The 10,701-nt window shown below is 60.9% G+C and carries 10 protein-coding genes; 5 read left to right on the top strand and 5 right to left on the bottom strand.

All coding sequences use genetic code 11. From position 1 onward, the window contains the following. Positions 1–2 precede the first annotated feature (2 nt). The 4 genes from GTP41_RS20660 (at position 3) to GTP41_RS20675 (ending at position 3,627) form a co-directional block, all read left to right on the top strand. On the top strand, positions 3–563 hold the full coding sequence (locus GTP41_RS20660; protein ID WP_161027471.1) for a hypothetical protein: 561 nt from the start codon (positions 3–5) through the stop codon (positions 561–563). 656 nt (positions 564–1,219) lie between these two features. Beyond that, positions 1,220–1,726 carry a hypothetical protein gene (locus GTP41_RS20665; protein WP_161027472.1) on the top strand — a complete coding sequence of 169 codons (507 nt, stop codon included), beginning with the start codon at positions 1,220–1,222 and terminating at the stop codon, positions 1,724–1,726. A 4-nt stretch (positions 1,727–1,730) separates the two neighbouring features. Continuing rightward, complete coding sequence (locus tag GTP41_RS20670; protein WP_161027473.1) at positions 1,731–2,933, top strand: hypothetical protein; 1,203 nt, start codon at positions 1,731–1,733, stop codon at positions 2,931–2,933. Between the two features lie 85 nt (positions 2,934–3,018). Continuing rightward, a complete protein-coding gene (locus GTP41_RS20675; RefSeq protein ID WP_161027474.1) occupies positions 3,019–3,627 on the top strand; it encodes a hypothetical protein in 609 nt (202 codons plus the stop codon). Here the strand turns inward: GTP41_RS20675 and mmsB are convergent. The 5 genes from mmsB to GTP41_RS20700 are packed head-to-tail and all read right to left on the bottom strand — an operon-like array spanning position 3,624 to position 9,066. After that, positions 3,624–4,511 (bottom strand): 3-hydroxyisobutyrate dehydrogenase, encoded by an 888-nt coding sequence (mmsB, locus tag GTP41_RS20680; protein ID WP_161027475.1) that lies wholly within the window; start codon positions 4,509–4,511, stop codon positions 3,624–3,626. The genes GTP41_RS20675 and mmsB overlap by 4 nt on opposite strands. After that, a complete protein-coding gene (locus GTP41_RS20685) occupies positions 4,508–5,632 on the bottom strand; it encodes an enoyl-CoA hydratase/isomerase family protein (RefSeq protein ID WP_161027476.1) in 1,125 nt (374 codons plus the stop codon). The genes mmsB and GTP41_RS20685 overlap by 4 nt, the downstream gene beginning before the upstream one ends. Then, positions 5,625–6,410 carry an enoyl-CoA hydratase gene (locus tag GTP41_RS20690; protein WP_161027477.1) on the bottom strand — a complete coding sequence of 262 codons (786 nt, stop codon included), beginning with the start codon at positions 6,408–6,410 and terminating at the stop codon, positions 5,625–5,627. Before GTP41_RS20690 ends, GTP41_RS20685 begins: the two co-directional genes overlap by 8 nt. Further along, a complete protein-coding gene (locus GTP41_RS20695; protein WP_161027478.1) occupies positions 6,407–7,567 on the bottom strand; it encodes an acyl-CoA dehydrogenase family protein in 1,161 nt (386 codons plus the stop codon). The genes GTP41_RS20690 and GTP41_RS20695 overlap by 4 nt, the downstream gene beginning before the upstream one ends. Before the next feature lie 5 nt (positions 7,568–7,572). Beyond that, complete coding sequence (locus tag GTP41_RS20700; RefSeq protein WP_161027479.1) at positions 7,573–9,066, bottom strand: CoA-acylating methylmalonate-semialdehyde dehydrogenase; 1,494 nt, start codon at positions 9,064–9,066, stop codon at positions 7,573–7,575. A gap of 137 nt (positions 9,067–9,203) precedes the next feature. Between GTP41_RS20700 and GTP41_RS20705 the strand changes: the two genes are divergently transcribed. Next, positions 9,204–10,544, top strand: coding sequence for a short-chain fatty acyl-CoA regulator family protein (locus tag GTP41_RS20705; protein ID WP_161027480.1), 1,341 nt, complete (start codon positions 9,204–9,206; stop codon positions 10,542–10,544). Positions 10,545–10,701 lie beyond the last annotated feature (157 nt).

Below are 10,701 nucleotides of genomic sequence, written 5' to 3' on the forward strand. Positions count from 1 at the left end.
TTATGTTCAAATTAAATCTATTTAGCCTTCTCCTATTGGCATCAATCGGAAATTCTTCTCATGCACGAGCTCTGACGGATGAGCAGATTAGGGCTATAAGCTATACTTATCCGACAACATTTGGTGACTTGAAGTTTTACGATGCAAATGATCGCCTCGACATCATGGCGGCCCGGATTGAATTGAATTCCAAGTCAATTCTGCTTCCGACGTCTACACGCGACGGTTGGGGAAATACTTTAAGTCTAATGCCGATGGACGGGGAGGTACCAAATGCCATAGATAGTTCCCCAAAAAAGAGTAAGAATATTGGTCGCCCAATGACAAAGCGCCTCATCGTCGCGGAAGCACGAGACGGTAATTGCATCCGCCAATTCCTTATTCTTGACTTTACGCTCAACAAGCCATTCATCAGTGAGAGATTTGGTGACAACCCCGAGATGAAATTATGCCTTAAGCTCAAAAATGCGAAATGGGGAGTTAAAGAATCACGTATTACGCTCGGAGATGGCGTTTACATTTACAGAACGGGCTCGGAAATTATTCCACCAGAGGAGCAGTAATTTCGAAGCGAATTTCGATGAGCAGAGATGCATTTTAGACGCGATCTTACCGGAGGACTGTAGAAGAGAGCGGGACAACATTTGCCGCCCTTACACCACTCGCCGTAGCGTAGCATGCCACTGTAACACGTCCTTCCACATGGTACTTTGCTGATAACTTGGAAGAAGACTTCGAGGCAATGCGCTAAGTTTTATCCCAATGGATAATTACTCGTTGGCAGCAATCGATAGATTTCCTAGAAATAAGAAAATGATCGGCCGACGTATAACTAAACGTCTTGTTGTGGCAGAGGCGCGGGATGGCAATTGCATCCGGCAGTTCGTAATCATTGATTTTACGCTTCATAAGCCATTTGTATGCGAACGGTTTGGCTACAACCCTGAGATGAAATCATGCTTGACGTTCAAAGGTGCCAAATGGGGCGCTAAGAAGTCGCGTATTACTTTAGGAGATGGGGCTTACACCTATGAGACCGGAGGCGAAGTCTTTCCACTATATGAGCGATGAATTCCCGCAAGAGGAATTGAAGCTGATGCGTTTACAGTTCATCGCACTGATTGCCGCCTCTGGTTGCAAATGCGATCTTTGCATGCCGTGGGGGGCGAATGTGGTTTCTCTTGTGCCCATGTAGGATTTTGTAGCATGCAAAATAATTATGCTTGAACGATATATGCCGAGGACTATTGTACTCTCGCTGGTTATCTGCTCTAGCCTGGCCTTAAGCGCGTGCAAAGACGACGATGCAAAGCCGCCCCAGTCCGAAGACGCAGCTGCGCTAGGCGCGATAATCAGCATCGAATTCCCCATAAAATCCGCGCGCTGGGATGTTTTCGGCACACCTGAATACAGCGGTGGCGTGCCTGGACCGACCGATTACATTACCTTGATGGCCGAGCTTGAGCCAGCGGACAACTGGTTTGCCTCCCTCAAAGAGCCGACCGGAACAACGGCGGTAGTTCCAGAGGCAGCGCGCCCTTGGCTCACCAGCTCCTTCCGTGGGCTCATGGAGAAGAGCCGCAATTCAAACGTCGACCTCTCCAGCCATGCCGATTGCCGTAAATACGCGACGACGGTCAAAAAGTCCGGCAGGCCTGTGCAAGGCTTCGTCTGCAATGACGACGGCAAGCTGTTGATGTACCTGACCCTCTCGTCCGAAAACTGAGCTCATGTTCCTGCAAGACTTCCGCAAGATCTTAGCTTTGACGGCATTGCTGGTATCAAGCACAGCATACGCGAAAGTGCTGTACGTGTTCGACAATCCACGCCTGATCGCGGTCAACAAAACTGAAGGATTGACCGGCTATTATGGCGCAGAGCATCGGGTCGCGCATTTTTCGTGCAGCTTCTTTTTTTACGAGAGTGGTCAGAGCAACGACGTTTCCTTTCCCATTACTTCGTTCACAAAGCGCGGCGAGCGCGTTCCCGGCCGTGTCTTCTCGAAGGGCAAGGGGTGGATAGTCCAGACAGACGAACAACATGACGGATGTGGCGGCGCCGTGGGAGACTTCCGCAAAGGCCCCGACGATGATCATCCGGCGCGCTTTGCCTCGGTCGAGTACATCCCGGCGTTGGGTATTCGACGGGTAGTGGATACCGGTGCCGTGGTCGTTGCGCTTAAAACCCGGGGCCTTCGGACTTATGTGCGGTATGTTCATCCTGCGACTGGTCGCGTTACAACGAGCTGGATTGAAACCGGCAAGCTGGAAAACCCATTCTCTTCTCAGCCGGATGCGCTCTCGCGACAGGTGAAGTACACGGTGCATCCTGTTACAAGGTTCAACGGTCGGCGCCTGGGGAAAAACGTTTCAATCGAGTCGGTACAGCTGGTTTCCGGGCCGGGATTAAGCAGCACCAGCATCCAGGCCATTAATGCCAAGCTAAGAGATGTGGTGAAGGGCTTCCGCATCTATGCTGCCGAATGCCAGCAAGGTGCCCAGGGACACCCGTGGGGGTATGAGTCCAAGTTGGGTAAAGTCGTCATATCCAAACGCTACGTCAGCGTGGTCTTCGAACGGGACACGGTGTGTGGAGGAACTCCCGATTTTGAGAGGGATGCCTTCGTGTTCGCCAAAGCGAGTGGAAAGTTCATTTCTCCAACTCGACTCTTGAAGGAGGTTTTTCCTCGGGAGGAGTTCCGTGCGGGCATATCATCCTACAAAGATCTGATCCATGTGAACGACAATCTGGCGGAAGCCCTGATTAGCGACAACGCCGACGTCCTGGGTGATTGCGACGGAACGTGTGATTACGACATCAGAAACAAGTCGTACCGAATCTGGATGGAAGACGGCCAGATCGTCCTTTTCCCGGAGTTTTCGCAAGCTTCGTACATCAATCAACAGGAATACTTCATCAAGGTCGCTCGATGAACGAATCCCCATTCCACCAAATCCTCTAGTGAACCGATAACTACATGAGGTCAATTAATTGTTAGCCCGGACGTTTCTCTGTGCCGTGATTGCGTCCCTCGCGCCGGTCATGGCTTGGGCAGGCAACCGGCACTGCGTTGGCGAGACACCTGAATCGCTAAGCGTTTCGGCCAAAGGCACGCGGACGGCAATCGTTTGCCTGGCCGGTCGTCCGGTAGAGATGCGCTACAACGCGTTGCGCCGTACGATTGCGGTCAAGCGCGAGGGTAAGCAAGCCGTCATCGCGAGGATCGAAAAGGGGTACACGCCGGAGTTGATTGGCAGCGTAGATTACATTCGGTTCCTGCCGTCCGAACTGCAACCGTATGCATCGCGCGGCATCGTGCTGCTGAATATCGCGGAGCGCACGACCAGCGGCGATGGCCGTGGGCAGTGTGGCTCGGGCGAAGAGATATTTGTGGTGACCGTAGACGTTTCGCGAGCACCTGCGAGGCGGCTTGGGAAGGTGTTGATCCATAGCTGCCGCGAGCCGGTCATCCTGCTCAACACAGACGGGCACGCGAGCGACTACACCAGCTTTTCCGTGCGAGACGGAAAGCTGGCGATGAAATTCATGGTCCTGCACGAGCATGAAGGCGACCCGACAGCTGTGCTGTCAGACGATTTTCGCAGCCTTCAGTTCGTCGGCGATTAATCGGCCCTGTACAAGTATTTGATGCTGGAAAAGTCCAGCTGTCCCCTGCCCTGTTGCTGGTGTAGCTGGTACAGCTGCCGCGCGAGCGCGCCCAGTGGCGTCGCGGCGCCCACACCCAGTGCCGCCTGCTGCGCCAGGCCGAGGTCTTTGAGCATCAGGTCCGAGCCGAAGCCACCGGTGTAGCCGCGCGATGCGGGCGCCGACTCCATCACGCCGGGCCAGGGGTTGTACAGTTCCAGCGCCCAGTTGCGGCCGGAGCTGCGGGACATGATGTCCGATAGCACCTGCGGGTCAAGGCCGTGGGCGACTCCCAGGTTCAGGGCCTCGGCAGTGCCTGCCATCAGCACGCCTAGCAGCATGTTGTTGCAGATTTTGGCGACCTGGCCTGCCCCGCTGCCGCCTGCGTGGAAGATGCTCTTACCCATGGCGGCCAACACCGGGCGCGCGCGCTCAAGCGCTTCCCCCTCGCCACCAACGATGAAGGTCAGCGTGCCGGCTGCAGCGCCGCCGGTACCGCCGGAGACCGGCGCATCCAGCATCGCCAGGCCGCGCGCGGCTGCAGCGGCCGCAATCTCTTTCGATGCTTCGGGCGCGATGGTGCTGCAGTCAACCAGCAAGGCATCGCCACGCGCGGCCTCCAGCACGCCGCCAGAGCCCAGGTACAGATCACGCACGTGCTGGCTGGCAGGTAGCATCGAGATGACCACGTCCGCACCTTGCACGGCATCGGCCGCGTTCCCCGCCGCGCGCGCACCCTCTTCTGCCAGTGCGCGCACGGCAGGTAACGAGATGTCGTAGACCGATACCTTGAATCCTGCGCGCACCAGGTTGCGGGCCATCGGTGCGCCCATATTGCCTAAGCCGATGAATGCGATGTTCGTCATTGCGTCTCCATTTTCTTATCCAGGTCTGAAAGCGGGTGCTGCTGCCATGGCGCTGTGAAGCAATGTGCCACCGCGCCGGCGATATCGCGCTCGGTCGCGGCCTGCCATTGCGGCGCGTTGTCTTTGTCGATCAACAGCGCGCGCACGCCTTCCGAAAAGTCGGGGTAGGCGCAGCAATGCAGGGCGACGGCGAGCTCCATGCGGAAAACGTCCGCCAGGCTGAGGTGGCGGGCGCGCTGCTGCAATTCCCAGCCCAGCGCGGCTGAGAATGGGGAGCCTGCAGCCAGGGTTCTGGCTGCGCGTTGCAGCCAGGGTGCGTCGCCGGCGTAGGCGCCGATTGCCGCCACGACGTCTGGCAGCGAGCGCGACGCGGTCATGGCCTGGATCGCGTCGAAATGTGCACGCACTTCGGAAGCAAGCAAGGCATTAATGTCGAAGGTGGCCGCGAACTGGCGCAGGACGCGGTTTGCCGCTTGTTCGCCATTTCCGCGCCAATCTGCCTGGCATAGGGCCTCGATGACGTTCTGGCGCTCTAGCTGCGCGATGAAGTAGTCGCCCAGGCCGGTGAACAGCGCGTCGGCGGCGTTGAGCGGCGCGCCGGTCAGGGCCAGGAACAAGCCGCTGCGGCCCGGCATGCGTGGCAGAAACCAGCTGCCGCCCACGTCCGGGAACAGGCCGATGGAAATTTCCGGCATGGCGATGCGGGTGGTTTCCGTGACGATCCTGTGACCCGCGCCGGCCATCAGGCCAAGCCCGCCGCCCATCACGATGCCGCCGCCCCACACGACCAGCGGCTTGCTGTAGGTGTGGATGCGGTAGTCCAGGCGGTATTCTTCGCTGAAGAAGGCCTGCGCGGCGGGGTTGGGGAATGCCTTGGGCTCGGCCAGGATCGCGTCGCGCAGGCTGCGTACGTCACCGCCCGCACAGAAGGCCTTGTCGGTGCTGGAGTGCAGGAAAACGCAGGCGATCTGCGGGTCTTGCTCCCAGCGTACCAGCGCCTTGTCCAGCTGACGGATCATGTCCAGCGTCAGTGCGTGCAGCGATTTTGGCGCATCCAGGGTCGCGATGGCGACGCGCTTGCCGTGTGGAGCCTCGCGCTCTTCGATATTCAGTTCAAGCATTGCGCCAGCTCGCTTCACGTTTTTCGAGGAAGGCTTGCACGCCCTCCTTCTGGTCATTGGTATCGAACAGGCTCACGAAACGCTCGCGCTCCAGCGGCAGGTTGTGCTGGGTCGGCAGGGTGCGGCCGGCCTGGATCAGGGATTTGCAGGCGGAGACACTGCTTGGGCTCTGGCGCGCCACTTTGGCGGCCAGGGCCAGCGCAACGGTGAGCGCCTGCCCGGTCGGCACTACTTCCTCCACCAGGCCAATGGATAAAGCCTGCGCCGCGCTGACGCGCTCCCCGCACAGGATCATGCGCTTGGCCCATCCCTCGCCGACCAGGCGCGCCAGGTTCTGCGTGCCGCCGGCGCAAGGCAGCAGGCCGACCGAGGCTTCCGGCAACGCCAGCTGCGCATGTTCTTCCGCAATCCGGATGTCGCAGGCCAGCGCGCATTCCAGCCCGCCACCCATGGCGTAGCCGTTGATGGCGGCGATGGTCACGCCACGGAATGCGGCCAGCGCCTCGAAGGCCTCGCCGAAACGCTGCGCCATGCGGCGCGCGGTGGATTTGTCGCCGTCGGCGAACAGCTTCAGGTCGGCGCCGGCGGAGAAGAATTTCGGGCCGTCGCCGGTGATCACCAGCGCGTAGATGTCGCGTTCGTGCTGCAGATCTTCAACCAACTCGCGCAGGGCGGTCAGGCTTTCCTCGGTCCAGGTATGGGCGGGCGGGTTTTGCAAGGTCACCAGCACGGTATGCTGTTGGCGTTCGACGGACAGGTTGGTGTAGCTTGTTTTCATGTCAAAGTCTCCGTGGCGCCGTCACGCAGGATTGCCCTGGCGATGATGAGGCGCATGATTTCATTGGTACCTTCAAGGATCTGGTGTACCCGCGTGTCGCGCACGTGGCGCTCCAGCGGGTACTCGCGGATGTAGCCGTAGCCGCCATGCAGTTGCAAGGCGTCGTTGGCGACGGTAAAACCGGCATCGGTGGCGAAGCGCTTGGCCATGGCGCAATAGGCGCTGGCGTCCGGGCTTTCGGTGTCCAGCTTCCAGGCGGCCAGGCGCACCATTTGCCGCGCCGCCACCAGCTCGGTCAGCATGTCGGCCAGCTTGAACTGCAAGGCCTGGAACTGGGCCAGCTCGCGCCCGAACTGCACCCGTTCTTTCAGGTGGAACTGGGCGCGGTTGAGGGCTGCCTGCGCGGTGCCGATGGAACAGGTGGCAATGTTGATCCGCCCACCGTCCAAGCCCTTCATGGCGATGGCAAAGCCCTGCCCTTCGTCGCCCAGCCGGTTCGCTGCGGGCACGCGCACGCTGTCGAAGTTGATCGCGCAGGTGGGCTGGCTGTTCCAGCCCATCTTTTCTTCCAGCTTGCCGAAGCTGACGCCAGGCGTATCGGCCGGTATCGCGAAGGCCGATATCCCCTCTGGACCCGGGCCGCCGGTACGCGCCATCACCACCAGCATGTCGGTGCGGCTGCCGCCCGAAATGAAGGCCTTGCTGCCTGTGACAACATACGTATCGCCATCGCGTTCGGCACGCGTGCGCAGGGAGGCCGCGTCGGAGCCGGCATTGGGCTCCGTCAGGCAGTAGCTGGCCAACTTGGCACCGGATGCCAGCGCCGGCACCCACTGTTCGCAGAATGACTCCTGCCCCCAGCGCGCGATCATCCACGTTGCCATATTGTGGATGGTGAGGTAGGCGGTGGTCGATGTGCAGCCTGCAGCCAGCTCTTCGAAAATCACCGCCGCGTCCAGGCGCGTCAGGCCAAGGCCGCCCCAGCGCGGCGGCGTGTACAGGCCGCAGAAGCCCAGCTCTCCGGCCTTGGCAATGGCCTCGACGCTGAAATAGGCATCGGCATCCCAGCGCGCGGCGTTCGGCTCCAGCTCGCCCTGCGCGAAGGCGCGCGCGGCTTGCTGGAACTCGCGCTGTTCGTCGTTGAGCGAGAATTCCATGGCCGTTACTTCAGGCTGATGGTGGTGTTGACCTGCCCAACCGAGGCCAGGTCGTCGAACCAGCGCTGGGTGATGGTCTGGGTCTGGGTGTAGAACAGCACCACCTGCTTGCCGTACGGGCCCAGATCGCCCAGCTTGGAAGCGCGCGAGCCGGTAAAGCTGAACAAGGGTACCGGCACCGGAATCGGCACGTTGATGCCAACCTGGCCGACATCAATCTCCTCCTGGAACTTGCGCGCCGCCGCGCCGCTTTGCGTGAACAGGGCGGTGCCGTTGCCGTTCGGGTTGGCGTTGACCAGGGCGATCGCTTCATCCAGCGTCGCCGCCGGCACCACGATCAGCACCGGGCCGAAGATCTCCTGCTCGTATACCGCCATGCCCGGCTTTACGTCGGCCAGGATGGTTGGGCCGACGAAATTGCCATTCGGGTAGCCGTCCACCTTAACATCGCGGCCATCGAGCGCCAGGGTGGCGCCCTCCTCCACGCCTCGCGCGATCAAACCCAGGATGCGCTCCTTCGCCGCGCAGGAAACCACCGGCCCCAGGTCGGGATTGTCCTTGCCGGCGCCGATCCTCAGGCGCTTGGCCTTTTCCGTCAGTTCCGGCAGCCATAGCTGCGCCTCGCCCACCAGTACTGCGACGGATGCGGCCATGCAGCGCTGGCCTGCCGCGCCAAAGCCCGCGCCCAGCAGCTGGTTCAGGGTCTGCTCCTTGTTCGCATCTGGCAGCACCACAGCGTGGTTCTTTGCCCCCATCATGCACTGGGCGCGCTTGCCCGCCAGCGTGGCGCGCTGGTACACGTGCGTGCCCACCTTGCTCGAACCAACAAAGGAGATGGCTTTGATATCCGGGTGGTCGCACAATGCGTTCACCACGTCCTCGCCGCCATGCACCACATTCAGCACGCCGGGCGGAATGCCAGCTGCCAGCGCGAGCTTGGCCAGCTTCACCGTCACCAGCGGGTCCTGCTCGGAAGGCTTGAGGACAAAGGTATTGCCGCAGGCGATCGCCATCGGGAACATCCACAGCGGGATCATGGCCGGGAAGTTAAACGGCGTAATGCCGGCGCAAACACCAAGCGGCTGCAGCACGGTATAGGTATCCACGCCGCCCGCGACGTTTTGCGCGAACTCGCCCATTTGCAGGGTGCCGATATTGGCCGCATGTTCAACCACCTCCAGGCCGCGGAACACATCGCCTTCCGCATCGACCAGGGTCTTGCCCTGCTCCGCCGTCAGCGTGGCTGCCAGGTCAGCCATGTTCTCGCGAATCAGCTGCTGCAGCTTGAGGAAGATGCGGGCACGCTGGCCAATCGGCGTCTTGCGCCAGGTCTTGAAAGCGCGCTGCGCGGACGATACCGCTTGCGCCACTTCCTCCGCCGTGGCAAACGGTACCCGCGCCAGCACTTCCTGCGTGGCGGGGTTGACGACATCGCGCCAAACGGTGCTGCGCGATTCAACCCACTCGCCATTGATCAACAACGGAACGGTAACAGCCATCTTCTCCTCCTTGCGCTTTTAGTAAATTGTTTGCATTATTCGCACATTCGAATCCGGCGTGAAGGAGTGAAAGTGCGAGGAATTGCGAAGGAAATGACGAGACTTTGCAAAGTGTGCGAAGTTTTGCGAGGGCAGCCATGAGCAAAGTTTTCATGGGCGCGCGGCTGCAGCGCGTGCGCAAGGAACGCCAGATGACGCAAGCCGCGCTGGCTGAAACCTTGGGCATCTCGCCCAGCTACCTGAACCAGATCGAGAACAACCAGCGGCCGTTGACCGTGCCGATCCTGCTGAAAATCGGCAGCACGCTGAACGTCGACCCGCAGATTTTTTCCGAGCACGAGAACGCCGGCCTGGTGGCCGACCTGCGCGACGTGTTGAGCGACCTGCCGGGCGCCGAGCCGGCCTCCATCTCCGAGCTCAAAACGCTGGTCGAAAACATGCCCGGCATGGCGCGCTCCATCCTGCAATTGCAGCGGCGCTACCGCATGGCGGCGGAACGGGCCGAGTCGCTGGAAGTGCAGCTCGATAGCAGCGGCACGCGGCAAGGGGTGCTGGCGCCGTCCGCCGATGAAGAAGTGCGCGACTACCTGAACCAGCGCCAGAACTACATCGCAGAACTGGACGAAGCAGCGGAACGCGTCGGCAACAACAGCGCGCAGGCGCTGCAGAACCGCCTGCAGGAGCAGTACGGCATCGCCATCTCGATCGATGCGGACGGCGCGCTGGGCACGCGCAAGCGCGAGTTCGATGCGCAGCGCAAAGTGCTGCACCTGTCCGAATCCCTGTCTGCCGGCCAGCGCGCCTTCCAGCTGGCGGCTCAACTCGGCGCGCTCGAACATGGCGATGTGATCGAAGCCCTGGTGGCGCAGGCGCGCCTAAGCAGCGATGCCGCGCTGCGCCTGGCTCTGTCCAACTACTACGCCGGCGCGGTGCTCATGCCCTACCGCGCCTTCCTGGATGCGGCGGAAGCACATGCCTACGATATCGAGCTGCTGGCGCACCGCTTCGGCGTAGGCTTTGAAGCGGTCTGCCATCGCTTGAGCACCATGCAGCGCCCTGGTGCTGCGGGGCTGCCGGTGTTCTTCGTGCGCGTTGACCGCGCCGGCAATGTGTCGAAACGGCAGTCGGCGGCGGCCTTCCACTTCTCGCGCGTGGGCGGCACTTGCCCTTTATGGATCGTGTACGAAGCCTTCAGCCAGCCGGGCCGCGTGCTGCGCCAGCTGGCGCGCATGCCCGATGGCGGCACCCATTTGTGGATCGCCAAGACCATCAGCTCCGGCGCGGCCGGCTTCCAGGCGCCCGCCCGCTCCTTCGCCGTGGCGCTGGGCTGCGACGTATCGCAAGCGCACCGCCTGGTGTATTCGAAAGGACTGGATTTGCAGGACCCGGACGTCGCCACCCCCATCGGCTCCGGCTGTAAAGTGTGCGAACGCCAGGATTGCCCGCAGCGCGCCTTTCCTTCCGTTCTCCTGACCTGATTGACATCCTCCCCCACCTCGGCCTCCGACCGCCGCTTACGCGGGAAGGAGGGGGATTCCTGCTGCGCCACTACCAGCAGTGGGCTGGCATAGTCCGCTTCGGAGGGTTCCTGCTGTTGACGGCATTACTACACCATTCACTACACAGGCTAACCGG

The organism is Pseudoduganella guangdongensis (genome assembly GCF_009857475.1).
GTDB classification, from domain to species: Bacteria; Pseudomonadota; Gammaproteobacteria; order Burkholderiales; family Burkholderiaceae_D; genus Rugamonas; species Rugamonas guangdongensis.

Bases quoted from the DNA above. Each gene is read 5' to 3' on its own strand.
- GTP41_RS20705 (WP_161027480.1), top strand. From the start codon at position 9,204: ATGAGCAAAGTTTTCATGGGCGCGCGGCTGCAGCGCGTGCGCAAGGAA.
- GTP41_RS20685 (WP_161027476.1), bottom strand. From the start codon at position 5,632: ATGCTTGAACTGAATATCGAAGAGCGCGAGGCTCCACACGGCAAGCGC.
- GTP41_RS20665 (WP_161027472.1), top strand. From the start codon at position 1,220: ATGCTTGAACGATATATGCCGAGGACTATTGTACTCTCGCTGGTTATC.
- GTP41_RS20700 (WP_161027479.1), bottom strand. From the start codon at position 9,066: ATGGCTGTTACCGTTCCGTTGTTGATCAATGGCGAGTGGGTTGAATCG.
- GTP41_RS20695 (WP_161027478.1), bottom strand. From the start codon at position 7,567: ATGGAATTCTCGCTCAACGACGAACAGCGCGAGTTCCAGCAAGCCGCG.
- GTP41_RS20690 (WP_161027477.1), bottom strand. From the start codon at position 6,410: ATGAAAACAAGCTACACCAACCTGTCCGTCGAACGCCAACAGCATACC.
- GTP41_RS20660 (WP_161027471.1), top strand. From the start codon at position 3: ATGTTCAAATTAAATCTATTTAGCCTTCTCCTATTGGCATCAATCGGA.
- GTP41_RS20670 (WP_161027473.1), top strand. From the start codon at position 1,731: ATGTTCCTGCAAGACTTCCGCAAGATCTTAGCTTTGACGGCATTGCTG.
- mmsB (WP_161027475.1), bottom strand. From the start codon at position 4,511: ATGACGAACATCGCATTCATCGGCTTAGGCAATATGGGCGCACCGATG.